At 53.2% G+C, this 25,463-nt stretch carries 21 protein-coding genes; 14 read left to right on the top strand and 7 right to left on the bottom strand.

Annotation, left to right across the window (positions count from 1 at the left end; genetic code table 11):
* The first annotated feature begins 7 nt into the window (after nucleotides 1-7).
* From kdsD to npr, 10 genes are all read left to right on the top strand, one after another.
* The gene (gene kdsD / locus NMD08_RS02705) at nucleotides 8-994 is read left to right on the top strand and encodes an arabinose-5-phosphate isomerase KdsD (protein ID WP_151217866.1); all 987 of its coding nucleotides are present in this window, start codon (nucleotides 8-10) and stop codon (nucleotides 992-994) included.
* A 20-nt stretch (nucleotides 995-1,014) separates the two neighbouring features.
* A complete protein-coding gene (gene kdsC, locus NMD08_RS02700) occupies nucleotides 1,015-1,581 on the top strand; it encodes a 3-deoxy-manno-octulosonate-8-phosphatase KdsC (RefSeq protein WP_151217867.1) in 567 nt (188 codons plus the stop codon).
* Nucleotides 1,578-2,153, top strand: a complete 576-nt coding sequence (lptC, locus tag NMD08_RS02695; protein ID WP_151217868.1) for an LPS export ABC transporter periplasmic protein LptC — start codon at nucleotides 1,578-1,580, stop codon at nucleotides 2,151-2,153. The genes kdsC and lptC overlap by 4 nt, the downstream gene beginning before the upstream one ends.
* The gene (gene lptA, locus NMD08_RS02690) at nucleotides 2,122-2,676 is read left to right on the top strand and encodes a lipopolysaccharide ABC transporter substrate-binding protein LptA (RefSeq protein ID WP_151217869.1); all 555 of its coding nucleotides are present in this window, start codon (nucleotides 2,122-2,124) and stop codon (nucleotides 2,674-2,676) included. Before lptC ends, lptA begins: the two co-directional genes overlap by 32 nt.
* A gap of 6 nt (nucleotides 2,677-2,682) precedes the next feature.
* On the top strand, nucleotides 2,683-3,408 hold the full coding sequence (gene lptB / locus NMD08_RS02685; protein WP_003025073.1) for an LPS export ABC transporter ATP-binding protein: 726 nt from the start codon (nucleotides 2,683-2,685) through the stop codon (nucleotides 3,406-3,408).
* A gap of 46 nt (nucleotides 3,409-3,454) precedes the next feature.
* On the top strand, nucleotides 3,455-4,888 hold the full coding sequence (gene rpoN, locus NMD08_RS02680; protein ID WP_151217870.1) for an RNA polymerase factor sigma-54: 1,434 nt from the start codon (nucleotides 3,455-3,457) through the stop codon (nucleotides 4,886-4,888).
* A 22-nt stretch (nucleotides 4,889-4,910) separates the two neighbouring features.
* Nucleotides 4,911-5,198, top strand: coding sequence for a ribosome hibernation promoting factor (hpf, locus tag NMD08_RS02675; RefSeq protein ID WP_003025078.1), 288 nt, complete (start codon nucleotides 4,911-4,913; stop codon nucleotides 5,196-5,198).
* Nucleotides 5,199-5,281: 83 nt separating this feature from the next.
* Nucleotides 5,282-5,773, top strand: coding sequence for a PTS IIA-like nitrogen regulatory protein PtsN (ptsN, locus tag NMD08_RS02670; RefSeq protein ID WP_151217871.1), 492 nt, complete (start codon nucleotides 5,282-5,284; stop codon nucleotides 5,771-5,773).
* 45 nt (nucleotides 5,774-5,818) lie between these two features.
* Nucleotides 5,819-6,673, top strand: a complete 855-nt coding sequence (gene rapZ, locus NMD08_RS02665) for an RNase adapter RapZ (RefSeq protein WP_003025085.1) — start codon at nucleotides 5,819-5,821, stop codon at nucleotides 6,671-6,673.
* Nucleotides 6,670-6,942 carry a PTS phosphocarrier protein NPr gene (npr, locus tag NMD08_RS02660; protein WP_003828770.1) on the top strand — a complete coding sequence of 91 codons (273 nt, stop codon included), beginning with the start codon at nucleotides 6,670-6,672 and terminating at the stop codon, nucleotides 6,940-6,942. The genes rapZ and npr overlap by 4 nt, the downstream gene beginning before the upstream one ends.
* Before the next feature lie 129 nt (nucleotides 6,943-7,071).
* On the opposite strand, the gene NMD08_RS02655 is transcribed toward npr, so the two are convergent.
* The 6 genes from NMD08_RS02655 to NMD08_RS02630 all read right to left on the bottom strand — a co-directional run bounded on the left by NMD08_RS02655 (nucleotide 7,072) and on the right by NMD08_RS02630 (nucleotide 15,494).
* A complete protein-coding gene (locus tag NMD08_RS02655) occupies nucleotides 7,072-7,839 on the bottom strand; it encodes a hypothetical protein (RefSeq protein ID WP_016151056.1) in 768 nt (255 codons plus the stop codon).
* A 15-nt stretch (nucleotides 7,840-7,854) separates the two neighbouring features.
* The gene (locus tag NMD08_RS02650; protein WP_151224429.1) at nucleotides 7,855-10,272 is read right to left on the bottom strand and encodes a PAAR-like domain-containing protein; all 2,418 of its coding nucleotides are present in this window, start codon (nucleotides 10,270-10,272) and stop codon (nucleotides 7,855-7,857) included.
* 262 nt (nucleotides 10,273-10,534) lie between these two features.
* The gene (gene mtgA, locus NMD08_RS02645) at nucleotides 10,535-11,254 is read right to left on the bottom strand and encodes a monofunctional biosynthetic peptidoglycan transglycosylase (RefSeq protein ID WP_151217872.1); all 720 of its coding nucleotides are present in this window, start codon (nucleotides 11,252-11,254) and stop codon (nucleotides 10,535-10,537) included.
* A complete protein-coding gene (elbB, locus tag NMD08_RS02640; RefSeq protein WP_151217873.1) occupies nucleotides 11,251-11,904 on the bottom strand; it encodes an isoprenoid biosynthesis glyoxalase ElbB in 654 nt (217 codons plus the stop codon). Before elbB ends, mtgA begins: the two co-directional genes overlap by 4 nt.
* 229 nt (nucleotides 11,905-12,133) lie before the next feature.
* Entirely contained in the window at nucleotides 12,134-14,470 is a 2,337-nt protein-coding gene (gene arcB, locus NMD08_RS02635; RefSeq protein WP_187253330.1) for an aerobic respiration two-component sensor histidine kinase ArcB, read from the bottom strand.
* Between the two features lie 94 nt (nucleotides 14,471-14,564).
* Nucleotides 14,565-15,494, bottom strand: coding sequence for a TIGR01212 family radical SAM protein (locus NMD08_RS02630; RefSeq protein WP_370620197.1), 930 nt, complete (start codon nucleotides 15,492-15,494; stop codon nucleotides 14,565-14,567).
* A 684-nt stretch (nucleotides 15,495-16,178) separates the two neighbouring features.
* On the opposite strand from NMD08_RS02630, the gene gltB reads away from it, so the two are divergent.
* From gltB to NMD08_RS02610, 4 genes are all read left to right on the top strand, one after another.
* Nucleotides 16,179-20,639, top strand: a complete 4,461-nt coding sequence (gene gltB / locus NMD08_RS02625; protein WP_252838710.1) for a glutamate synthase large subunit — start codon at nucleotides 16,179-16,181, stop codon at nucleotides 20,637-20,639.
* 12 nt (nucleotides 20,640-20,651) lie between these two features.
* A complete protein-coding gene (locus NMD08_RS02620) occupies nucleotides 20,652-22,070 on the top strand; it encodes a glutamate synthase small subunit (RefSeq protein WP_003025096.1) in 1,419 nt (472 codons plus the stop codon).
* Between the two features lie 352 nt (nucleotides 22,071-22,422).
* Entirely contained in the window at nucleotides 22,423-23,673 is a 1,251-nt protein-coding gene (codB, locus tag NMD08_RS02615; protein WP_187253332.1) for a cytosine permease, read from the top strand.
* Complete coding sequence (locus NMD08_RS02610) at nucleotides 23,663-24,943, top strand: cytosine deaminase (RefSeq protein WP_151217876.1); 1,281 nt, start codon at nucleotides 23,663-23,665, stop codon at nucleotides 24,941-24,943. The genes codB and NMD08_RS02610 overlap by 11 nt, the downstream gene beginning before the upstream one ends.
* Before the next feature lie 52 nt (nucleotides 24,944-24,995).
* Here NMD08_RS02610 and nanQ read toward each other — a convergent pair whose 3' ends face one another.
* On the bottom strand, nucleotides 24,996-25,463 hold the full coding sequence (nanQ, locus tag NMD08_RS02605; RefSeq protein ID WP_151217877.1) for an N-acetylneuraminate anomerase: 468 nt from the start codon (nucleotides 25,461-25,463) through the stop codon (nucleotides 24,996-24,998).

The following is a 25,463-nucleotide window of genomic DNA, read 5'->3' as shown; positions in this document are numbered from 1 at the left end:
ACGCATTATGTCGCACTTAGAGTTGCAACCGGGTTTTGACTTTCAGCAAGCAGGCAAGGAAGTCCTGGCAATTGAACGTGAAGGCCTGGCGGAGCTTGATCAGTACATCAACCAAAATTTTACCCTCGCCTGTGAGAAAATATTCAGTTGCTCGGGTAAGGTTGTGGTGATGGGGATGGGGAAATCCGGTCATATCGGGCGGAAAATGGCGGCCACGTTTGCCAGCACCGGCACGCCCTCTTTTTTCGTACACCCCGGCGAAGCCGCACATGGCGATCTGGGCATGGTCTCGCCGCAGGATGTGGTCATCGCCATCTCTAATTCCGGTGAATCCAATGAGATAGCGGCGTTGATCCCTGTGTTAAAACGTCTTCACGTACCGCTTATCTGCATGACCGGTCGTCCGGAAAGCAGCATGGCGCGTGCGGCAGATGTGCATCTGTGTGTTAAAGTGCCTAAAGAAGCCTGCCCGTTAGGTCTGGCACCGACCAGCAGCACGACCGCAACGCTGGTGATGGGCGATGCGCTTGCCGTGGCATTATTAAAAGCGCGTGGCTTTACTGCAGAAGATTTTGCGTTATCTCATCCCGGCGGCGCTCTGGGCCGTAAGCTTTTGCTGCGCGTTAACGATATTATGCATACGGGTGATGAGATCCCGCATGTAAATAAAAGCGCTAGCCTGCGTGACGCTCTGGTTGAGATCACGCGTAAAAATCTCGGCATGACCGTCATTTGCGATGATGCCATGAAGATTGACGGTATTTTTACCGATGGCGATTTACGTCGCGTCTTCGATATGGGCGTTGATGTCCGCCAGTTAGGCATTGCCGATGTGATGACCCCAGGAGGCATTCGCGTGCGTCCGGGCATTCTTGCCGTCGATGCCCTGAACTTAATGCAGTCCCGCCATATCACCTCGGTAATGGTTGCTGATGGCGACCAGTTACTCGGTGTGTTACATATGCATGATCTGCTGCGTGCAGGTGTAGTGTAAGAAACTCAAGGATAAACAAAATGAGTAAAGCAGGTGCGTCGCTTGCGACCTGTTATGGACCCGTCAGCGCAGACGTTATCACCCGGGCAGAAAACATCCGTTTGCTGATCCTGGATGTGGATGGCGTGCTGTCTGATGGTCTGATTTATATGGGTAATAACGGTGAAGAGCTGAAGGCATTTAACGTCCGCGATGGTTACGGCATTCGCTGTGCGCTCACTTCCGGTATTGAGGTTGCCATTATTACCGGACGAAAGGCTAAACTTGTAGAAGATCGCTGTACCACATTGGGGATCACGCACCTGTATCAGGGACAGTCAGATAAACTGGTCGCCTTTAGCGATCTACTGAACAAACTGGCGGTCGCGCCCGAAAATGTCGCCTACGTTGGCGACGATCTGATCGACTGGCCGGTGATGGCACAAGTGGGATTAAGCGTGGCGGTGGCGGATGCTCACCCTTTGCTGATCCCGCGGGCAGATTATGTCACCCGTATTGACGGGGGACGCGGCGCTGTGCGTGAAGTCTGCGATTTATTACTGCTGGCACAGGGCAAACTGGACGAGGCCAAAGGGCAATCGATATGAGCAAAACCAGACGTTGGGTTATCATTCTACTGTCGCTGGCTGTCCTTGTGATGATTGGTATTAATCTGGCAGACAAAGACGACACCACTCAGGCTGTCGTCAATAACAATGAGCCAACCTATAAGAGCGAACATACTGATACCCTCGTGTATAGCCCGGAAGGCGCGCTGAGCTATAACTTGATCGCGCAACACGTTGAATATTATTCAGAACAAGCGGTTTCCTGGTTTACTCAACCGGTATTAACCACGTTTGATAAGGATAAAGTACCGACCTGGTCGATCAAGGCAGATAAAGCCAAATTGACCAACGATCGCATGCTGTATCTGTACGGCCATGTTGAAGTCAACGCTCTGGTGCCTGACTCTCAACTACGCAGAATTACCACCGATAACGCGCAGATTAACCTGGTGACACAAGACGTCACTTCCGATGATCTTGTCACGTTATATGGCACAACATTTAACTCCAGCGGACTGAAGATGCGCGGTAACTTACGCAGCAAGAACGCCGAGCTGATTGAAAAGGTTAGAACCTCATATGAAATTCAAAACAAACAAACTCAGCCTTAACCTTATGCTTGCCAGCACACTTCTGGCCGCCAGCATTCCGGCATTTGCCGTCACCGGCGATACCGAGCAGCCGATCCATATTGAGTCTGACACGCAGTCGCTCGATATGCAGGGCAATGTTGTCACCTTTACTGGCAACGTGGTGATGACTCAGGGCACCATCAAAATTAACGCCGATAAAGTCGTTGTGACCCGCCCTGGTGGCGAACAGGGCAAAGAGATTATTGATGGCTACGGTAATCCCGCAACCTTCTACCAGATGCAGGACAACGGTAAACCGGTTAAAGGTCGCGCCTCACACATGCACTATGAACTGGCGAAGGATCTCGTCATCCTGACCGGTAACGCCTACCTGGAACAACTCGATAGCAACATTACCGGCGATAAGATCACCTATCTGGTAAAAGAGCAGAAAATGCAGGCCTTCAGCGAGAAAGGCAAGCGCGTCACCACCGTTCTGGTTCCGTCGCAGTTGCAGGACAAAAACAAGGCCAAGGCTCCGGCAGAGAAAAAAGGTAACTGATTCGTTATGGCAACATTAACTGCAAAGAACCTTGCAAAAGCCTATAAAGGCCGCCGCGTGGTGGAAGATGTCAGTCTGACCGTCAACTCCGGGGAGATAGTCGGTCTGCTCGGTCCTAACGGCGCGGGCAAGACGACGACCTTTTACATGGTGGTCGGCATTGTCCCGCGCGATGCGGGCAACATTATCATTGATGACGAAGATATCAGCCTGCTGCCTTTGCATGCGCGCGCACGTCGCGGCATTGGCTACTTACCGCAGGAAGCGTCAATTTTTCGCCGCTTGAGCGTGTTTGATAACCTGATGGCGGTGCTGCAGATTCGTGACGATCTGACCAGCGAGCAGCGGGAAGATCGCGCCAACGAACTGATGGAAGAATTCCACATCGAACACCTGCGTGACAGCATGGGACAGTCGCTATCCGGTGGCGAACGACGCCGCGTGGAGATCGCCCGCGCGTTGGCCGCTAATCCGAAATTTATCCTGCTGGATGAACCGTTTGCCGGTGTTGACCCGATTTCGGTTATTGATATCAAACGGATCATCGAACACCTGCGCGACAGCGGGCTTGGCGTGCTGATTACCGACCACAACGTCCGCGAAACGCTGGCAGTGTGTGAGCGCGCCTACATCGTGAGTCAGGGCCACCTGATCGCGCACGGTACGCCAACAGAAATACTGCAGGATGAGCACGTGAAGCGCGTATACCTTGGGGAAGACTTCAGACTCTGATAGGGTAGAAGACTTCACGTCACCGCAGGAGAGAAAAACTCTGAACATGAAGCAAGGTTTGCAACTCAGGCTTAGCCAACAACTGGCGATGACGCCTCAGCTACAACAGGCTATCCGTCTGTTGCAGCTGTCCACGCTGGAACTTCAGCAAGAACTTCAGCAAGCGCTGGAAAGTAACCCACTGCTCGAGCAAACCGATCTTCACGACGAAATTGATACCCAGGAAAAACAGGACAGCGAATCACTCGACACTGCAGATGCTCTTGAACAAAAAGAGATGCCAGAAGAGCTGCCGCTTGACGCCAGCTGGGATGAAATTTACACCGCCGGTACGCCTTCGGGTACCAGCGGGGATTACATCGACGACGAACTGCCTGTGTATCAGGGTGAGACCACGCAATCGCTGCAGGATTACCTGATGTGGCAAGTGGAGCTGACCCCGTTCTCAGATACCGATCGCGCTATTGCGACATCCATTGTTGATGCGGTAGACGAAACCGGTTATCTCACCGTAACTCTGGACGATATTCTCGAAAGCATGGGCGATGACGACATCGGTATGGATGAAATCGAAGCCGTGCTTAAACGCGTTCAGCGTTTTGATCCCGTGGGCGTAGCGGCCAAAGATCTCCGCGACTGCTTACTGATCCAACTTTCACAGTTTGATAAAGCCACGCCGTGGCTGGAAGAAGCGTCCCTGATCATCAGCGATCACCTCGATCTGCTAGCCAACCATGACTTCCGCACGCTAATGCGCGTGACCCGACTGAAAGAAGAGGTGCTGAAAGAGGCCGTTAACCTTATTCAGTCTCTGGACCCAAGACCCGGGCAGTCTATCCAGACCGGTGAGCCAGAGTACGTCATTCCAGATGTACTGGTGCGTAAGCATAACGATCGCTGGGTGGTCGAACTCAACGGTGACAGCATTCCACGGCTGCAGATTAACCAGCACTACGCCGCCATGTGCAACAGCGCGCGCAACGATGCCGACAGCCAGTTTATTCGTAGTAATCTGCAGGATGCGAAGTGGCTGATTAAAAGCCTGGAAAGCCGCAATGATACGCTGCTGCGCGTCAGCCGCTGCATCGTTGAACAGCAGCAAGCCTTCTTTGAGCAAGGCGAAGAGTTTATGAAACCGATGGTGCTGGCGGATATCGCCCAGGCCGTCGAGATGCACGAATCGACCATTTCCCGAGTGACCACGCAAAAGTATCTGCACAGTCCGCGCGGCATTTTTGAATTGAAGTATTTCTTTTCCAGTCACGTTAACACTGAAGGCGGAGGCGAAGCCTCATCCACGGCGATCCGTGCGCTGGTGAAGAAATTAATTGCTGCGGAAAACCCCGCGAAACCGCTGAGCGACAGCAAGTTAACCTCTATGTTGTCAGAACAGGGTATCATGGTGGCACGCCGCACCGTTGCGAAGTACCGAGAGTCTTTATCCATTCCGCCGTCTAACCAGCGCAAACAGCTGGTCTGACCCAACCGATAAGGAAGACACTATGCAGCTCAACATCACTGGAAACAACGTCGAAATCACGGAAGCCCTGCGCGATTTTGTTAATACAAAATTCGCCAAGCTCGAACAATATTTCGACCGGATTAATCAGGTCTATATTGTGTTGAAAGTGGAGAAGGTTACACATATCTCGGACGCAACACTGCATGTGAACGGTGGCGAAATTCATGCCAGTGCGGAAGGTCAGGATATGTACGCCGCCATTGACGGTTTAATTGATAAACTGGCTCGGCAATTAACAAAACATAAAGATAAACTGAAACAGCACTAACTTGTCCGGGCAGTTAGCGGGTGCAGGACGGCCTGTTGTGTAGCACAACAGGCCATTTGTACAGTTAGCGCTTAGGTGAAATTATGACAAATAACGATACGACTCTACAACTGAGCAATGTTCTTAACCAGGAATGTACACGCGCGGCAGTTCACTGCCAAAGCAAGAAACGCGCACTGGAAATCATCAGTGAACTGGCGGCAAAGCAGCTCAGCTTGCCTTCTCAGTTGGTATTTGAAGCTATTTTAACGCGTGAAAAAATGGGTAGTACCGGCATCGGGAATGGTATTGCTATCCCGCACGGAAAGCTGGAAGAAGACACGATGCGCGCAGTAGGCGTGTTTGTGCAACTTGAAACGCCTATCGCTTTTGACGCCATCGATAATCAACCCGTCGATCTGCTTTTTGCTCTGCTGGTACCGGCGGACCAAACCAAGACGCATTTGCATACGTTGTCACTGGTCGCCAAACGTCTGGCAGATAAAACAATCTGCCGTCGCCTGCGCGCCGCACAGAGTGACCAGGAGTTGTATCAAATCATCACGGACACCGAAGGTGGACAGGATGAAGCATAACAACCCAATGGCATCCTTTTTTGTCGTTGTGAGGAGAAACAGTACATGGTACTGATGATCGTCAGCGGTCGTTCGGGGTCAGGCAAATCTGTCGCCTTGCGTGCGCTGGAAGATATGGGTTTTTACTGCGTGGATAACCTTCCCGTAGTGCTGTTGCCCGATCTGGCTCGTACTCTGGCCGATCGCCAGATTTCTGCAGCCGTCAGCATTGATGTGCGCAACATGCCTGAGTCCCCGGAGATTTTCGAGCAGGCAATGAACAATCTGCCTGAAGGCTTCTCACCACAGCTGCTGTTCCTTGACGCCGATCGGAACACCCTGATTCGTCGCTACAGCGACACGCGTCGCCTGCACCCACTCTCCAGCAAGAACTTATCTCTGGAAAGCGCTATCGATAAGGAAAGCGACCTGCTGGAGCCCTTGCGCTCTCGCGCTGACCTGATCGTTGATACCTCCGAAATGTCCGTGCACGAACTGGCGGAAATGTTGCGTACCCGACTGCTGGGCAAACGCGAACGCGAATTGACGATGGTATTCGAATCCTTTGGTTTCAAACACGGCATTCCCATTGACGCGGATTACGTGTTTGACGTGCGTTTCCTGCCTAACCCACACTGGGATCCGAAGCTGCGCCCGATGACCGGTCTTGACCGACCCGTCGCCGCCTTCCTCGACAGGCACACAGAAGTACACAATTTTATCTACCAGACGCGCAGCTATCTTGAGCTATGGTTACCCATGCTGGAAACCAACAACCGCAGCTACCTCACCGTAGCCATCGGCTGTACCGGCGGGAAACACCGTTCGGTGTATATTGCAGAGCAGCTGGCAGACTATTTCCGCTCACGCGGTAAAAACGTGCAGTCACGCCATCGTACGCTGGAAAAACGTAAATCATGACCGTGAAGCAAACTGTTGAAATCACGAACAAGCTGGGCATGCATGCCCGCCCAGCAATGAAACTGTTTGAACTGATGCAGGGCTTTGAAGCAGAAGTTTTGCTGCGTAATGATGAAGGAACGGAAGCCGAGGCAAACAGCGTTATCGCTCTGCTGATGCTGGATTCCGCTAAAGGGCGTCAGATTGAAGTCGAAGCCACGGGTCCACAGGAAGTTGAAGCCCTGGCAGCGGTGATCGCCCTGTTTAATTCAGGGTTCGATGAAGATTAGTCCTTTTTCTTTTCATCCTGCAAGGATACTCAGACAATGCAACCTGAGCATCAAATAGCTGTAGGCTGTGACCTGAAAAATTGAGGATAAAGAGGCCCCGCTATGGGTAAAAGCTCGAATGCAGTGCACTTATTTCCCACGCTCTGATGCGGGCAATCCCAAATCAGGGTCGCAGCGCATATGATCCCAGCCGGTGTAGTTTTTGACTTCCGGGACTTTATTGGGGATGCCCTGCCAGTTTGTTTCCTCTGAAAAAGTTAACCAGCCATTCGGTCTACTTACTGATGCCCATGAAGTATAATTTTTTCCCCAGTAGCTGTTATCGTTTGTACCATTGTCCCTCGGGCGGAGGTGGTGCTTTACTCCGTCATAAACATAATTGATACCTTCGCCACCCGGCTGAAGGCGGGGATCGTCAAAAGGTTTTGAGCTTATATACAGATCGCCCTGTCTGGTCAGCAGAAAACCCTGGTCGTTGACTACCGTGAAGGAGTCAACATTTTCACGGATGGGATGCCAACTACCATAACGTTTAGCTCCCCCTCCGGGAGAGAATCGTGCCGTTCCCCAGGTCTGACCGTAATTGCGGGAAATTAAAATGCCTGATATATCATCCCAGGGAATGGCAATATATCTTTCCGACGGATGGATATATTTGAACGTTGAAACCCTGAAAATGGGTGTATCGCGCGCCACTACTTCCGCACGGATCCCCCTATGTGTATCGTTGTACCAGAGCGCGCCTTCGCAATAAAAACCTTCCAGTTCCAGATAACGGTGATCGTCAAACCGGTAAACCACCTGAGTGGGTGGTTTCCGTGATTTGCGGTTATCCGCGTGGCATGCCGTCAGCAGGCTGATACCCAGCATGACTGCGGTAAAGTGAGTTATTTTCATTTCTGATTTTCCTGTTCAGACCTGTGGCTCCGGCATATCCCACTGAAGGTTATCCACCACCTGGTTTCCTGTATTCCGTTTGTCGCCGGGTTTTACTTTCTGGCGAGGGCCATAATCATTCACCACACCATTTTTCCCTGTTGGCATTGGCTTTTCACCTGTTTCAGGCTTGTTCATCATTGGCTTGATGGCTCTGGGCAAGATTCCTTTGGCGTAATATTCCTTTGTATCTCCATCAGGATTTCCCGGCCTGCGCCAGTCCGCTTGTAATAACAACCCCTTCCAGAAAGCCTCATCTGAAAACGCCTCGTTACTCCCGATCGCCAGGTCATACGGCACCGCCTGCACCTGTACATCCGGGCTGCACACCACTGACGAGTGCTGGCTGTAAGTCGCCTTATAATTTGCCACCACATCCAGTTCGTCGTCATTCGCATAACGCTTTACTCTCAGTTGCTGCGACGGGCCGTAATCGCCTTCCACCCGACCGCTGACAACATCCATCCGGTGACGTGCGCTCAGTTCGGCAAGCTGCGCTGCATTCAGTGGCTTATCGTTGTGCAGGTAGCGGAACGCCGCCGTATCCGGTACTTCCAGCATCTCTTCCGGGAAGTCTTCCGCTTTCCTTGCCGCCCTGGCGATGTCCGGGTCGTTACCTGTCAGCTTCGCTTTGTAGCCCTCTTTTTGCCCCTGAAGCTCAAATACGAAGGGTTCCGGCAGCACTGCGCCGCTTATGGTGACATCCTGGTACGTATATTTCACATCCTGGGCAGGAATTTCGGGGTCATCCTGTTTAGCTTGCGGCATCACAAAGTGATAACCGGTCTTATCACCGACACTGACATCCTTGCAGAAGGCCCGCTGGCGTAAATTCCCCCCTGTCTGCATACTGATGTTATCCGGGATGCCGCGCCAGCCCATCCCCTGAACCGGCAGCATCGACACCACCTGGTCGTTGGGGCAGAAATAGTTGTGGACCAGTCCGAAGTTATTACGGTTGTAGGTTGCCGCAACCCATTTTGCCTTCCCGCTGTCTGACAGGCACCCCAGGCTGAACAACTGTTCGGTCTCGTCTGCACTGTGGGACTGACCGCCGTTATACCGGGCGTTATCGCCCATAACCTGGCAGAAGTGCGCCAGCGTCTGCTGGCGTGCCTTATCCGTCTGCTGGTTGCCTGGCTGGGCGTTTTCCAGAGTGCGGCTTTCCAGTGAATAAGGGGAATTATTGAGGATTACGCAGTCCACAGGGGCTTCGCCTTCCACTTTCACCCACAGGTTTGCCAGCATGGTGACAATGGTGCCCTGACTGTGGGCAACAATATTGATCGTATCTTTTTCTGTTGGCTTATTTCGCCGGATTGCCAGAATCAAATCCGCCAGCCGTCGTGCGGCATACGCCTGGTAGATACGGTGTGGGTTGGCATAAATTGGGTGGCTCCAGTCGCCGTCATTCATCTTCGAGCGGGATATCGCCCCGACTACATCCAGCGCCGCGCCGTTAGCCCCCGGCCCGAACATATCGGGAATACTGGTAGTCGCGTTGGCGAAAGTACCGCCGCCTTTGGCACAAGCTTTTTTATCCAGCCAGTTGTTCAGATTATCGATGTTTTCGCCGTTATGGGCATGGCGGATTTTTTCATTGTCCTGCTGATACGTATCGTAGGGCAGATCCGTCTTATCCCGTTTTTCGCGCAATTCAGCACGATAACGCTGCTGATCGGCTTCCCAGGTGGCTTTGTCCACCGGTTTATATCCCCAGTAGAAAGGGATAACCGGTGAATGGGCAACTTTACCCTCCACATCCGTAATCATGAACTCATCAGGATCCCACAGGTGCGGATGCAGATCGGTGCGTCCCAGCCGCTCATTCAGCCCGGCGCATATTCCCGTATCCTGGTTCTGGTAGGCTTCACCCACATCATTCACACCATGTACCAGAATCACGATACAGGGCATGGCCGATTTTTCATCTTCGTTTTCATTGTTCCACGGTGGTATATATGACTCATCTTCCAGCTCCGGCAACGGTGGAAGATATTCCTGCATCAGGCCCGCCATATTGGCCGTATTGCCGTGGTTCATGAACAGCTTATCCGTCAGGCGGCATGCAGGCTTTCCCTCAAAGAACACATCGAATGAATGCGATATCCACTCCGTCTCCGCTTTATTGGTCCCGGAATTCACGCCGCCCATGCTGCCCGCTTCGTCGAATACGCTGCGGGCAAACTGCGACCCCATGTTGGCTATCATGTTGCCGCCATCTGCAAATACGCTGACCGTACCTTTCACCAGGTCTGCCGAATATGCTTCATTTTCATACGAAATCGGTACGCCAACGGGAGGTGTTTTACAGACATCGGGCAGCGTGTTGTGGCTGACGCCGCCGCTGCCTTTGTGGCACAGCGTTAATCCATTGATGTTGATGGTCACCATACTGATACCGGTTCCTTTATTGCTAGCATTAGCTATTTCGCTTGTAGGGCACAATAACGCGGACGGTACAGTGAAGAAGTGAGATCCAGGTGATATGACTTAAATTCGGAAAACATTTAGTAAACAGAGGATTTTTAAAAATTAACTACATAGCTTCGCAGAAAAGCTGAATTATATTACCTATTCATTTTATTAAATTTTAAACATAGAAGCCTGATATCCTGCACTTATCAGTGCTTACAAAAAACAGCGGCAGCATCGACTAATACAGCTTATTTTCCCGCATGAACGACTCACCGCCTAACTGGCGCATTTGGCGCATAATCCACGCCTGACGGCTACGCACATAACCAGAAGGCGCATTCGCCTTAAAACGCAAAGGATTGGGCAATACCGCCGCCAGCAAGGCCGCTTCAGACAGACTCAACCGACTGGCTGGCTTATGGAAATAGCGCTGCGCCGCCGCCTCCACGCCGAAAACCCCATCGCCAAACTCAGCAATGTTCAGGTAAACGGTCAGAATACGTTTCTTGCTCCAGACGGTTTCCATACCCAGCGTAAGCCCGGCTTCGAGGCCTTTACGCACCCAGCTACGCCCATCCCACAGAAAGAGGTTTTTTGCCGTCTGTTGCGATAAGGTCGACGCCCCGCGGATACGGTTTTCATTACGTTCGTTGTGCGCCAGCGCTTTCTCTATGGCGGAGACATCGAATCCCCAGTGCTCGGGAAACTTCTGGTCCTCTGCGGCAATGACAGCCAGTCCCATCCACACAGAGATCTCATCCATGCTCACCCAGTCCGAGTGCGCCACATAACCAAAATCACCGGACAGCCATGCGCCCAGTTGCCGTTCAACCATTACCGCAGAGAAAGGTACAGGCATCACGCTGAAAAGTGCGATGCCCCCGCCCCAGAATACGGCGAGGACAATGACCGCCCGCAGAAAGATACGTCGCAGAAAGGCGGTAACTCCTTTTTTCATTCAGCCAGCACCAGAACACGCGAGACCAGTTTCTCGATACCGCTCGCGGCTTGAGCGATGTCCTGTGCCAGCATATAGGCGGGCGTGGTGACAATTTTGTTGTCTTCATCGACGACAATGTCATCAACCGGACACGGAACATGTTCAGCGCCCATTTCTTCCAGCACCTCTGCCGTATCGATATCAGTACCGATGGTCAGACGCAGCGGGAAGTCAAAAATTTTAGGTAACATGGCGGGCGCAATACACATAAAACCCAGCGGCTTACCCGCCTGATGCATGGCCACCGCCAGCGCGGCTAAGTCGCTATCAACCCGGCAGTCGCTGCCCTGGCTGGCAAAATTGCTCAGATTTTTGGCCGCGCCAAACCCACCTGGCACTATCAACGCGTCCAGTTCCGTTGAGACTGCCTGAGCGAGAGGGCGGATATCACCACGTGTTATACGTGCGGCTTCAATCAGCACATTTCGCGTTTCCTGCATCGGCTCGCCGGTCAGATGATTAATCACATCCGCTTGTTGTTTATCCGGAGCAAAGCAGACGGCTTGTGCGCCGTTGCGGGCAATGGCCAGAAGCGTGAGAACAGTTTCATGGATCTCTGCACCGTCGTACACGCCGCATCCGCTGAGGACTACACCCACTTTTTTCATCGTGATACTCCTTTCTCAACTGGCTGAAACATATTAGTTATTATGATTTAAATGCTACGCTTCACACATTTAACTGATTCATGTAACAAATTATTTAAGATTTGCTATCTTAACTGCGTGCGGCCTGAGAATTAGGGCTGCGCCCTTGTAAACAATGATAATAATTTACGGCGCAGCCACGATTTCCCTGGTGTTGGCGCAGTATTCGCGCACCCCGGTCAAGCCGGGGTCATTTTTTTTCCACGCTCGCCACCCAGGCTTTTAATACTGCCACGTCGTGCTGCCACTCCTGCTTCATCTCTTCAATCCATTCAGCAACGTTATCTTCCCAAGCAGGGAGATCCGGCGACTGGATTTGCTGAGCTAACTGTTGCAAGTGGCGCAGTCCCACTGAACCTGCCGCACCTTTAATTTTATGGCCTTCCTCAACCACGCCTTTTTTGTCACGTGCGGTCAGATTGGATTCCAGCACGCTCAAATATCCCGGCATCATCTTCTCAAACACCGCCAGCCCGTCGGTAATTAACTTCGGTCCCACCAGCTCGAGGTATTGTTCCAACATAGGAATATCTAACAGCGCTTGCGATTTACTGCTCTCTTCAGATGTCACAGTGCTCTCCTCTTTGTTTCGGGTATCCCAGTATTTTTTGATCATGGCGGTTAACGCCGGAACCGACAGCGGCTTACTCAGCACGTCGTCCATTCCCGCGTCCAGATACTCTTTTTTATCTTTCAGGACGTTGGCGGTGAGCGCAACCAGCGGCGGCAGATCCTCACGTGGGTATTTTTGCGTCAGCTCGCGCGAGATATCCAGGCCGGTCATATCCGGTAGCTGAATATCCAGCAACACCAGGTCATATTCGCCCGGCGTGAACATTTCCAGCGCGGCTTTCCCGGTCATGGCGACATCGACACTGTTGCCCAGTTTTTCCAGCACAGAACGCGCGACAATAACGTTCAGTTCAATGTCTTCCACCAGCAGCACATTCAGGGCTGGCAGCGGCATGTCATCGTCTTCAAAGGCGTCTTCTATCTCTTCCGCTACCGCAGGCGCATGCACGGTCAGCGTAAAGATCGAGCCTTTGCCAGCCTGGCTGGAGACCGTAATATCACCGCCCATATTTTTCGCCAGACGCTTCGATACGGCCAGTCCAATCCCGGTTCCCGTTGCCGGTTTGCCACCGTTGCTGTCCTTCACCTGATAATACATGGCGAAGATTTTATCCTGCTCATCCTGCGGAATGCCGATCCCAGAATCTTCAACCTCGAAATGCAGCATATCGCCCTGGTCATAGCGCGCCCTTACGGTCACCTGCCCCTGCTGTGTAAACTTCACGGCGTTGCTTATCAGATTCCACAGAATCTGGCGCAAACGCGTGCCGTCGGTAATGACCTTATGCGGTAGCGGTAACGTTGGCTCAAGTACAAAACGCAGCCCTTTTTGCTGCGCCTGCAGGCCAGAGAGGTTTTCCAGATCCGCCATAAAACTGGTGAAGTCAACAGGTTGGTTATCGAGCTGGACTTTACGTCGTTCCATCTTGTCCATGTCAATGATATCGTTGAAAATATTTCCAAGCGTCACGGCAGAGACATGAATGGTTTTCAGGTATTTTTCCTGCTCAGCAGTCAGGTCCGTATCCAACAGGATCCGGCTTAAGCCGACAATACCGTTAAGCGGAGTGCGCAGCTCGTGGCTGATGGTGGAAATGAAGGTGGTCTTATCACGGCTGGCACGTTCAAGTGCGTCCTGATAACGCTTACGCTCGGTAATATCTCGCCCAAAGCCCATCAGGCCATGTCGCTTACCTACGCGGTCATAGTACGGCACTTTACGAATTTCAAAGCAGGCTTTGCGCCCGTCCGGGTAGTCCAGCCATTGTTCGTAGGTGAGCGAGACGTTATGACGGAATACCTTCTCGTCGGTTTCAATTACCTTTTCAGCCGCCTCAGGGGAGTAAACATCAGCCGGTTTTAAATGCACCAGTTGCTTTTCGCTCTTGCCGGTCAGCAGTTCCATGGCACGGTTACAGCCGGAAAATTCTTTATCTTCATTACGATAAAAAACCAGATCCGGCGAGGCATCAAGGAAAGAGCGTAGAAAGGAAGACTGTTGCTCGAGCTGGATCTGCGCTTCTTCGCGCTCTTTGATTTCAACCTTCAGTTGCTCGAACGTATCCTGGCGCTCCGCTTCGGCTTTTTCGCGCTCAACAATTTCCTGATTGAGCTGGGCAATATTATCTTTCAACTGCACATTGAGCTTGAGATCGCGCTCGCGCATCTCTTCCAGCTTTTGGACCAGTCGTGACAAGCGTTGTCGGGACTCTTCGAGTTGCTCCACCACCACTGACAGGAAGTAGACAGCCCAAGGGGTAATTAACAGACCAAAAAAGATAGAACGGATAACATCAATACTTTCTACCTGACCATGCAGCACCATGGTGACAGCCATCTGCACCACAATTGCCAACACGACCAGAGCCAGCGCTAATAGCAGCGAAAAGCGCACCAGACCCAACTTCATCATCAGGTCGACGTAATATTGCGCCAGCATACGGATTTGCTTCATAGAGGGTTCCTTCACGACAACTTGGCACAATAATACTCAATTCTTGGCGTGACGTTTGAGAATGTGCAAGAAATGCGGGGTTTCCCTCATCACGCTACGCTGTTGGCGGGCTCCAGGGTCGTCCGAGAGCAGATCCCTGGACGCCATGTACATTGAGATAACGATCCAGTTCAACCATCCCGGTCCAGCGATTTTCACACCACAGAGGTGCCAATAGTGTTGGGCGACGCGCGCTGGCGGAAATGCGATGATAAATCACCTCTGGCGGCGTATGGCGGATCATCTCCCCGGCGGTAACCGTATAGTCGTCCAGTTCAATGCCGCTCAGCCGTCCCGCTTCCCAGGCTTTCGCCATCGTACTGCCTTTCACGATATGCAGCGGATGCAGCTTAATACCGTCGACTCCCGTCTCCACCACACGCTCCATGGTTTGCAGACATTCTGCCAGCCCTTCTCCCGGCAGACCCACAATCAGGTGCGAGCACACCTTCAGTCCGCGCTCGCGTGCCAGCCGCGTGGTGTTCTGGTAGCAGGCAAAATCATGGCCGCGGTTAATACGGTGCAGAGTTTTATCATGCGCGGTTTGCAGACCGAGCTCCAGCCATACCTCATAGCCCAGGTCTTTATACTCACAAAGCAGATCGAGTACCGCATCCGGTACACAGTCGGGGCGCGTGCCAACACATAATCCGACGATGCTGGCCTGGCTGACGGCCTGTTGGTACATCGAACGCAGCACCTGTACTTCAGCAAAGGTGCTGGTATAGGCCTGGAAATAGGCCAGATAGAGTCTGGCGCGATTGACCAACTGCGCCTGATGCTCAAGCTGCTCGGCAATGGAATGATGCTGTTGAGCTTCATCAGCAAACGAGGCGACATTACAGAAAGTACATCCGCCACGTCCGATGGTGCCATCACGATTTGGACAGCTAAAGCCGCCGTGCAGCGTGAGTTTATGAACCTTTTGTCCATAACGGCGAGAAAGATCCCCACCAAACATATTGACTAATTTCTGTAACTGCATAATCTGGTAGACCGCGCCTTGAAAAGAGGCCAAAGCCTGCCATTTTTTGCCCCAGTCGGCGATGACCTGGATCAATCGCCCTGGCGAGCCTTTATTTATTGCATAACAAATCAAAATAATTGAAATTCCATTCACTAAAAATCTAATTACTTTTCCTTATATTCAGCGGTTTTTTTTATCTTCTTATACTCTCAGCGTAAAAACAGTATCTTTAAGACGCCGAAACTTTATAAACCAGCATAAAATGCCAGACATCTCGATAAATAAAGGGAGGACGAGGGATATCAGGCCTTTCTGACAGTGAGACAGATCACACTTCCAAGAGTATTCCCCTCGGGTTAAATCAATGTAAAAAATCCTTTTATTTCAACATTTTCATAAAGTTAATTGCCCTATAGCACATTTTTGCATAAATAAGATTGCCATTTGACCTGTGTGTGGATTCCCGATAACTTGGAAATCCGCTGGAAGCTTTCTGGATGAGCAGCCTGCTCATCATATTTATGCAGTTATTGAGATTCCCTCTGAAGCAAGTCCTCAAACTTGTTTGACCTGTGCGAAAAGGATAAAGAGGGCGAATGCGAGGTAAGCGTATGACACGCAAACCCCGTCGCCATGCTCTTGGTGTGCCCGTGCGCAACGGTCCAGATGGGGATCCCGCAGAGCCTGGGGAGGTTCACTGATATGTTGTACGATAAATCCCTTGAGAGGGATAACTGTGGTTTCGGCCTGATCGCCCACATAGAAGGCGAACCTAGCCACAAGGTAGTGCGTACCGCCATACACGCACTGGCCCGTATGCAGCACCGTGGCGCAATTCTTGCCGATGGAAAAACCGGCGATGGTTGCGGCCTGCTGTTACAAAAACCTGACCGCTTTTTCCGCATCGTGGCGCAAGAGCGCGGCTGGCGTTTAGCCAAAAACTACGCCGTCGGCATGATCTTTTTAAATAAAGACCCTGAGCTGGCTGCGGCTTCTCGTCGCATTGTTGAAGAAGAATTACAGCAGGAAACCCTGTCGATTGTCGGCTGGCGCGACGTGCCGACCAACGAAGGTGTTCTCGGTGAAATTGCGCTCTCCTCCCTGCCTCGTATCGAGCAAATTTTTGTTAACGCCCCTGCGGGCTGGCGTCCACGTGATATGGAGCGTCGCCTGTTCATTGCGCGTCGTCGTATCGAAAAACGCCTCCTGCAAGACAAAGACTTCTACGTCTGTAGCTTGTCGAATCTGGTCAATATCTATAAAGGTCTGTGTATGCCGGCGGATCTGCCGCGCTTCTACCTGGACCTCGCAGACCTGCGTCTGGAATCGGCCATCTGCCTGTTCCATCAGCGCTTCTCCACCAACACCGTACCGCGCTGGCCGCTGGCGCAGCCGTTCCGCTATCTGGCGCACAACGGTGAAATCAACACCATCACCGGCAACCGCCAGTGGGCTCGCGCGCGTACCTATAAGTTCCAGACCCCGTTGATCCCGGATTTGCACGACGCCGCGCCGTTTGTTAACGAAACCGGCTCAGACTCCAGTTCGATGGATAACATGCTGGAACTGCTGCTGGCAGGCGGGATGGACATCATCCGTGCCATGCGCTTACTGGTTCCACCGGCATGGCAGAATAATCCGGATATGGACCCGGAGCTGCGTGCGTTCTTTGACTTTAACTCCATGCACATGGAACCGTGGGATGGCCCGGCGGGCATCGTGATGTCCGACGGTCGCTTTGCCGCCTGTAACCTCGACCGTAACGGCCTGCGTCCGGCACGCTACGTCATCACCAAAGACAAGCTGATCACCTGTGCCTCTGAAGTCGGGATCTGGGATTATCAGCCGGATGAAGTGGTAGAGAAAGGCCGCGTCGGCCCCGGCGAGCTAATGGTTATCGATACCCGCAGCGGGCGCATTCTGCACTCCGCCGAAACCGATGACGATCTGAAAAGCCGACATCCGTACAAAGAGTGGATGGAGAAAAACGTCCGCCGCCTGGTACCGTTCGAAGACCTGGCTGACGATCAGGTCGGCAGCCGTGAACTCGACGATGATACGCTTGCCAGCTATCAGAAACAGTTTAACTACAGCGCTGAAGAGCTGGATTCCGTTATCCGCGTGCTCGGCGAAAATGGCCAGGAAGCGGTCGGTTCAATGGGTGACGATACCCCGTTTGCCGTGCTCTCCAGCCAGCCACGCATCATTTATGACTACTTCCGCCAGCAGTTCGCGCAGGTCACCAACCCGCCGATCGACCCGCTGCGTGAAGCGCACGTCATGTCGCTGGCCACCAGCATTGGTCGTGAGATGAACGTCTTCTGCGAAGCTGAAGGTCAGGCACACCGCCTGAGCTTTAAATCGCCGATCCTGCTGTACTCTGATTTCACCCAGCTCACCACCATGAAAGAGGAGCATTATCGCGCTGACCGCCTGGATATCACCTTCGACGTGACCGAAACTACGCTCGAAGAGACCGTCAAAGCATTGTGTGATAAGGCGGAACAGATGGTGCGCAACGGCACGGTACTGCTGGTACTCTCTGACCGCAACATCGCCAAAAACCGCCTGCCGGTTCCGGCGCCAATGGCCGTGGGCGCAGTGCAAACACGTCTGGTAGAACAAAACCTGCGCTGTGACGCTAACATCATCGTGGAAACCGCCAGTGCCCGTGACCCGCACCATTTTGCCGTCCTGCTCGGCTTTGGCGCGACGGCAATCTATCCGTACCTCGCGTATGAAACATTGGGACGTCTGATCGACACTCAGGCGATTGCCAAAGATTACCGGACCGTGATGCTGAACTACCGTAACGGCATCAATAAAGGTCTGTACAAAATCATGTCCAAAATGGGCATCTCGACCATTGCCTCTTATCGCTGCTCGAAGCTGTTTGAAGCCGTTGGTCTGCACGATGATGTGGTTGCGTTGTGCTTCCAGGGCGTGGTTAGCCGCATCAGCGGCGCAGGATTTACCGACTTCCAGCAGGATCTGCTGAACCTCTCCAAACATGCCTGGCTGGCGCGTAAGCCCATCAGCCAGGGAGGATTGCTGAAGTACGTCCACGGCGGCGAATACCACGCCTACAACCCGGACGTGGTGCGCACGCTACAACAGGCGGTGCAAAGCGGCGAGTACAGCGACTATCAGGAGTATGCAAAGCTGGTCAACGAGCGCCCAGCGGCCACGCTGCGCGATTTGCTGGCGATTACACCTGGCGATGAAGCCGTAAGTATTAACGACGTCGAACCTGCGACCGAACTGTTTAAGCGCTTTGATACCGCCGCCATGTCTATCGGCGCATTAAGCCCGGAAGCACACGAAGCGCTGGCCGAAGCGATGAACAGCATCGGCGGTAATTCCAACTCCGGCGAAGGCGGTGAAGACCCGGCGCGCTACGGCACCAACAAAGTGTCGCGGATTAAGCAGGTGGCTTCTGGTCGCTTTGGCGTAACCCCGGCGTACCTGGTCAACGCAGATGTCATTCAGATTAAAGTCGCTCAGGGCGCAAAGCCCGGCGAAGGCGGCCAGTTACCGGGCGACAAAGTCACTCCGTACATCGCCAAACTGCGTTATTCGGTACCGGGCGTGACGCTGATCTCCCCGCCGCCGCACCACGATATCTACTCTATCGAGGACTTAGCGCAGCTGATTTTCGACCTGAAACAGGTCAACCCGAAGGCGATGATCTCGGTGAAGCTGGTTTCCGAACCGGGCGTGGGCACTATTGCCACCGGCGTAGCGAAAGCCTATGCGGATCTGATCACCATCGCCGGCTACGATGGCGGTACCGGCGCAAGCCCGCTGTCATCGGTGAAATACGCCGGTTGCCCGTGGGAACTCGGTCTGGTGGAAACCCAGCAGGCGTTGGTGGCTAACGGTCTGCGTCACAAGATTCGTCTGCAGGTCGATGGCGGTTTGAAAACCGGCGTCGATATCATTAAAGCGGCGATTCTGGGTGCAGAGAGCTTCGGTTTCGGTACCGGCCCAATGGTCGCGCTGGGCTGTAAATATCTGCGTATTTGCCATCTGAACAACTGTGCAACCGGCGTGGCAACTCAGGACGACAAACTGCGTAAGAATCACTATCACGGCCTGCCGTTCAAAGTGACCAACTACTTTGAATTCATCGCCCGTGAAGTGCGTGAGCTGATGGCTGAACTGGGCGTAATCCGTCTCGTCGACCTGATTGGCCGCACTGATCTGCTCAAAGAGCTGGATGGATTTACCGCCAAACAGCAAAAGCTGGAGCTGTCTCGTCTGCTGGAAACCGCCGAGCCGCATCCGGGTAAAGCGTTGCATTGCACCGAGAACAACCCGCCGTTTGATAACGGCGTGCTGAACGCCCAGCTGTTGCAGCAGGCGAAGCCGTTCGTCGACGAGCGCCAGAGCAAAACCTTCTGGTTCGATATCCGCAACACCGACCGTTCCGTCGGCGCATCGCTGTCGGGCTATATCGCTCAGACGCATGGCGATCAGGGGCTGGCTTCTGATCCGATCAAAGCGCACTTCAGCGGTACTGCAGGCCAGAGCTTTGGCGTGTGGAACGCGGGCGGCGTGGAGCTGTATCTGACCGGCGATGCCAACGACTATGTCGGTAAAGGCATGGCGGGCGGCCTGCTGGCGGTGCGCCCTCCGGTTGGCTCTGCTTTCCGTAGCCATGAGGCGAGTATCATCGGTAACACCTGTCTGTATGGCGCCACCGGTGGTCGCCTGTTTGCTGCGGGTCGTGCGGGTGAGCGCTTTGCAGTGCGTAACTCCGGTGCAATCACCGTGGTTGAAGGTATTGGCGACAACGGCTGTGAATACATGACCGGCGGCATCGTCTGTATTCTCGGCAAAACCGGCGTTAACTTTGGCGCGGGCATGACCGGCGGATTCGCCTACGTGCTCGACGAAGACGGTGAATTCCGCAAACGCGTAAACCCGGAACTGGTCGAAGTGCTGAGCGTGGACTCGCTGGCGATCCACGAAGAGCACCTGCGCGGCCTGATTACCGAGCACGTACAGCATACCGGCTCTTCTCACGGCGAAGAGATCCTGGCGAACTGGCCAGCATTCTCGGCGAAATTCGCGCTGGTAAAACCAAAATCCAGTGATGTGAAAGCACTGTTGGGTCACCGTAGTCGTAGCGCAGCAGAGCTGCGTGTGCAGGCGCAGTAAGGGGTAGCAGCAATGAGTCAGAACGTATACCAATTTATCGACCTGCAGCGTGTTGATCCGCCGAAGAAGCCGCTGAAGATCCGTAAGATCGAATTTATCGAGATCTACGAGCCGTTTTCCGAAGGCCAGGCCAAAGCGCAGGCAGATCGCTGCCTGTCCTGCGGTAACCCGTACTGCGAGTGGAAGTGCCCGGTGCATAACTACATCCCGAACTGGCTGAAGTTGGCGAATGAGGGACGTATTTTTGAAGCGGCAGAATTGTCGCACCAGACCAACACCTTGCCGGAAGTCTGTGGCCGTGTATGCCCGCAGGATCGACTGTGTGAAGGATCCTGTACGCTGAACGATGAGTTTGGCGCAGTAACTATCGGCAATATCGAGCGCTATATCAATGATAAAGCCTTCGAGATGGGCTGGCGTCCGGATATGACCGGCGTTCGCCAGACGGACAAGCGCGTGGCAATTATCGGTGCGGGTCCGGCGGGCCTGGCCTGTGCTGATGTGCTAACCCGCAACGGCGTGAAGGCAGTGGTATTTGACCGTCACCCGGAAATCGGCGGCCTGCTGACCTTTGGTATCCCGGCCTTCAAGCTGGAAAAAGAGGTCATGACCCGGCGCCGTGAAATCTTCACCGGTATGGGCATTGAGTTCAAACTGAACGTGGAAGTGGGCCGCGACGTTCAGCTCAACGACTTGCTGAAGGATTACGACGCCGTGTTCCTTGGTGTCGGTACCTATCAGTCGATGCGCGGCGGGCTGGAAAACGAAGACGCTGATGGCGTGTTTGATGCCCTGCCGTTCCTGATTGCCAATACCAAACAGTTGATGGGCTTTGGCGAAAGCAGCAACGAGCCATACATCAGCATGGAAGGCAAACGTGTCGTCGTGCTCGGCGGTGGCGATACCGCGATGGACTGCGTGCGCACCTCCGTACGTCAGGAAGCATCGCACGTTATCTGCGCCTATCGTCGCGACGAAGAGAACATGCCGGGTTCCAAACGCGAAGTAAAAAATGCGCGTGAAGAAGGCGTCGAGTTCCAGTTCAACGTCCAGCCTTTAGGTGTGGAAGTGAATGCCAACGGGAAAGTGTGCGGCGTGAAAATGGCGCGCACTGAAATGGGCGAACCGGATGCGAAGGGGCGCCGCCGTGCGGAGATCGTCGCTGGATCCGAGCACGTTGTTCCGGCTGATGCGGTGGTCCTGGCGTTTGGTTTCCGCCCACACAGCATGGAGTGGCTGAAAGAGCACAGCGTCGAGCTGGATTCACAGGGCCGCATTATTGCCCCGGAACGTAGCGATAACGCTTTCCAGACCAGCAACCCGAAAATCTTCGCCGGTGGCGACATCGTGCGCGGTTCGGATCTGGTAGTCACCGCGATAGCCGAAGGTCGTAAAGCGGCAGACGGGATTCTGAACTACCTGGAAGTGTAATACTTTTGGCTCCCCTGAAGCTGATAGCTGGGGAGCCAATATTCCTCCACTAAATACATGCGGTATCATTTTTCGAAAACCGCTCACAAATACAGCTGTATATTCAGTACATTGAAATTCCGCAGACAGTGTCTGCAGAATCTTACCATTTGGCGTAACTGACTTAATCTTTTCCACTACCCTGGTCGGCGTTTGTCCGCTTCTTATTGGTTAAAAATGTCGAGCCCAAAAATCAACGCAATCATCAACCTCATGAATAAAAACCATGTAAAGATTATACGTAATCGTTTGCTTTATTCTAAGAACTGTATATTATGCGGCGGATTTTTTGGGCAAAATTCATGGAGGCGTTGTGTCGCAGGACAACAATTATAGCCAGGGCCCCGTCCCTCTGGCGGCGCGGAAAGGCGTGGTTCCACTAACATTTGTCATGTTGGGTCTCACATTTTTTTCCGCCAGTATGTGGACCGGTGGCACACTCGGTACCGGTCTTTCTTATAATGATTTCTTCCTGGCAGTTCTCTTCGGTAATCTTCTCCTCGGTATTTACACTGCATTTCTCGGTTTTATCGGCGCAAAAACAGGGCTCTCAACCCACCTTCTGGCGCGTTACTCATTTGGTGTGAAAGGTTCATGGCTTCCCTCACTGCTGTTAGGCGGTACGCAGGTAGGCTGGTTTGGCGTGGGTGTGGCCATGTTTGCTATCCCGGTGGGCAAAGCGACGGGAATTGACGTCAATATCCTGATTGCAGTTTCCGGTCTGTTGATGACTATGACCATCTTTTTTGGCATCTCGGCGCTGACCGTTTTATCTATTATCGCCGTCCCCGCCATCGTCGTTCTTGGCAGCTACTCCGTCTGGCTGGCGGTGAGTGATGTCGGCGGTTTAGACCATTTAAAAGCGATAGTGCCGCAGACACCGCTGAATTTCTCCACCGCCCTGGCGCTGGTGGTCGGCTCGTTTGTCAGCGCAGGAACATTAACCGCCGACTTCGTTCGCTTTGGTCGCAACGCCAAAGGCGCGGTGCTGATTGCCATGGTGGCGTTTTTCCTTGGTAACTCTCTGATGTTTATCTTCGGCGCGGCGGGTGCCGCCGCTGTTGGACAGGCGGATATCTCCGACGTGATGATTGCCCAGGGACTGCTGCTGCCCGCGATTGTAGTGCTCGGCCTGAATATCTGGACTACCAACGACAATGCGCTGTACGCCTCAGGCCTGGGTTTTGCCAATATTACCGGCCTTTCCAGCCGTTCGCTGTCGGTGGCTAACGGTATTATCGGCACATTGTGCGCGCTATGGCTTTACAATAACTTTGTCGGCTGGCTGACCTTTCTGTCGGCAGCAATTCCTCCCATTGGCGGAGTGATCATCGCCGACTATCTGCTAAACCATCGCCGTTATGCAGACTTCAGCAAAGCGCAATTTATTTCCGTAAACTGGATAGCTATCCTGTCCGTTGCATTGGGCATTGCCGCAGGCCACTATATTCCCGGTATTGTGCCCGTCAACGCCGTACTTGGCGGCGTATTCAGTTATATCCTGCTGAATCCACTTTTTAATCGCAGCCTTGCTAAATCACCAGAGGTCAGCCATGCAGAATAATAACATCACCCTTTGTCAGGCACGTTTACAGGGACGCGAAGGATTGTGGCAGCTCACGATTGAAAACGGGCGCTTCAGCCGGATTGAGCCACAGGACACCGCCACATTGCCGCAGGGAGAAGTACTTGATGCCGAAGGCGGCTTAGCCATTCCACCGTTCGTTGAGCCACATATCCATCTGGACACCACGCAAACCGCAGGCGAGCCGAGCTGGAACCAGTCTGGTACGTTATTTGAAGGCATTGAACGCTGGGCCGAACGTAAGGCAATGCTCACGCACGAAGACGTCAAAGCGCGCGCCATGCAGACCCTGAAGTGGCAGATGGCCAACGGCATCCAGCATGTCCGCACGCACGTTGACGTTTCCGATCCGACGCTGACGGCGCTGAAAGCCATGCTGGAGGTGAAGCAAGAAGTCGCACCGTGGATAGAGCTGCAAATTGTCGCCTTCCCGCAAGAGGGCATTCTTTCTTACCCCAACGGTGAAGCGCTATTAGAGGAGGCCGTGCGTTTGGGTGCCGACGTCATTGGCGCGATCCCCCACTTTGAATTTACGCGTGAATATGGCGTTGAGTCGCTGCACAAAATTTTCGCTCTGGCGCAGAAATATGACCGACTTATCGATGTGCACTGCGACGAAATTGACGATGAGCAGTCACGCTTTGTTGAAACCGTTGCGGCACTGGCCCATCGCGACAATATGGGCGACCGCGTGACCGCCAGCCATACCACGGCAATGCATTCCTATAACGGCGCCTATGCTTCCCGACTCTTTCGCCTGTTGAAAATGTCCGGCATCAACTTTGTCGCGAATCCACTGGTAAATATTCACCTGCAAGGGCGCTTTGATACGTATCCTAAACGTCGCGGTGTAACGCGCGTCAAAGAGATGCTGGAAGCGGAGATCAACGTCTGCTTCGGCCATGATGACGTCTTCGATCCGTGGTATCCGCTGGGCACCGCGAATATGCTGCAGGTACTGCATATGGGATTACACGTGTGTCAGCTGATGGGGTACGGACAGATCAACGATGGTCTGAACCTGGTCACTACCCACAGTGCGAAAACCCTGCACCTGCAGGATTACGGTCTGAACGTGGGGAACTCCGGAAATCTGGTGATTTTAGCGGCAGAAAATGGGTTTGACGCGGTTCGTCGCCAGACGCCTGCACGTTATTCCATTCGTCACGGGCGAGTCATTGCTGAAACGGTGCCAAGCCAGACTACGCTGCATCTGACACAGCCGGAAGCGGTAACGTTTAAGCGCTAGGTTGTTCTATCCAGTGTCGGATGGCGCAAGCCTTGCCATCCGACACGGTCTGTCAGGCTTGTAATAAGCTGGCGTGTACCTTAATCACTACCTTTTTGATTTCCCCCGGCTCCCCCACCATACAGCCTGGTTTATGCGGTTCGCCCGGCATAAAAATCGCAAATCTTCCCGGCTTCAGTACGAGCGCCTGCTCATCGGCAATCTCGCTGCACAGCTGATAGTCATCCTCAACATGCATCTCATCGCACTGGCGAGCAGAATCGGTCATCCCGAACAGAATGCGTTCTTCACCGGACAATAGCACCTGAATATCAATGTACTGCTGATGCAGTTCCGCTTTCTTTTGTTCTGGGCTCTGCGTCGCAAACTGCATGACATTCATAAAAATAGTATCGCCCTGCAAGGCGTAGCGCCCTGGGGTCTTCTCCTGAGGATTCGCCGCAATGGCAAGCGTTAATGCCTGCTGCAAGACCGGATGTAATCCGGCAGAAGGCAGTGAACGCAACTCATCTGACATCAT

It is taken from the genome of Citrobacter meridianamericanus (assembly GCF_041320245.1).
Classification (GTDB): Bacteria; Pseudomonadota; Gammaproteobacteria; order Enterobacterales; family Enterobacteriaceae; genus Citrobacter; species Citrobacter meridianamericanus.
This window is presented reverse-complemented; position numbering and strand designations above follow the sequence as displayed.

Excerpts from the sequence above, each read along its gene's own strand:
- kdsD (WP_151217866.1), top strand. The coding sequence starts at position 8 with ATGTCGCACTTAGAGTTGCAACCGGGTTTTGACTTTCAGCAAGCAGGC.
- kdsC (WP_151217867.1), top strand. The coding sequence starts at position 1,015 with ATGAGTAAAGCAGGTGCGTCGCTTGCGACCTGTTATGGACCCGTCAGC.
- lptC (WP_151217868.1), top strand. The coding sequence starts at position 1,578 with ATGAGCAAAACCAGACGTTGGGTTATCATTCTACTGTCGCTGGCTGTC.
- lptA (WP_151217869.1), top strand. The coding sequence starts at position 2,122 with ATGAAATTCAAAACAAACAAACTCAGCCTTAACCTTATGCTTGCCAGC.
- lptB (WP_003025073.1), top strand. The coding sequence starts at position 2,683 with ATGGCAACATTAACTGCAAAGAACCTTGCAAAAGCCTATAAAGGCCGC.
- rpoN (WP_151217870.1), top strand. The coding sequence starts at position 3,455 with ATGAAGCAAGGTTTGCAACTCAGGCTTAGCCAACAACTGGCGATGACG.
- hpf (WP_003025078.1), top strand. The coding sequence starts at position 4,911 with ATGCAGCTCAACATCACTGGAAACAACGTCGAAATCACGGAAGCCCTG.
- ptsN (WP_151217871.1), top strand. The coding sequence starts at position 5,282 with ATGACAAATAACGATACGACTCTACAACTGAGCAATGTTCTTAACCAG.
- rapZ (WP_003025085.1), top strand. The coding sequence starts at position 5,819 with ATGGTACTGATGATCGTCAGCGGTCGTTCGGGGTCAGGCAAATCTGTC.
- npr (WP_003828770.1), top strand. The coding sequence starts at position 6,670 with ATGACCGTGAAGCAAACTGTTGAAATCACGAACAAGCTGGGCATGCAT.
- NMD08_RS02655 (WP_016151056.1), bottom strand. The coding sequence starts at position 7,839 with ATGAAAATAACTCACTTTACCGCAGTCATGCTGGGTATCAGCCTGCTG.
- NMD08_RS02650 (WP_151224429.1), bottom strand. The coding sequence starts at position 10,272 with ATGGTGACCATCAACATCAATGGATTAACGCTGTGCCACAAAGGCAGC.
- mtgA (WP_151217872.1), bottom strand. The coding sequence starts at position 11,254 with ATGAAAAAAGGAGTTACCGCCTTTCTGCGACGTATCTTTCTGCGGGCG.
- elbB (WP_151217873.1), bottom strand. The coding sequence starts at position 11,904 with ATGAAAAAAGTGGGTGTAGTCCTCAGCGGATGCGGCGTGTACGACGGT.
- arcB (WP_187253330.1), bottom strand. The coding sequence starts at position 14,470 with ATGAAGCAAATCCGTATGCTGGCGCAATATTACGTCGACCTGATGATG.
- NMD08_RS02630 (WP_370620197.1), bottom strand. The coding sequence starts at position 15,494 with ATGCAGTTACAGAAATTAGTCAATATGTTTGGTGGGGATCTTTCTCGC.
- gltB (WP_252838710.1), top strand. The coding sequence starts at position 16,179 with ATGTTGTACGATAAATCCCTTGAGAGGGATAACTGTGGTTTCGGCCTG.
- NMD08_RS02620 (WP_003025096.1), top strand. The coding sequence starts at position 20,652 with ATGAGTCAGAACGTATACCAATTTATCGACCTGCAGCGTGTTGATCCG.
- NMD08_RS02610 (WP_151217876.1), top strand. The coding sequence starts at position 23,663 with ATGCAGAATAATAACATCACCCTTTGTCAGGCACGTTTACAGGGACGC.
- nanQ (WP_151217877.1), bottom strand. The coding sequence starts at position 25,463 with ATGATGTCAGATGAGTTGCGTTCACTGCCTTCTGCCGGATTACATCCG.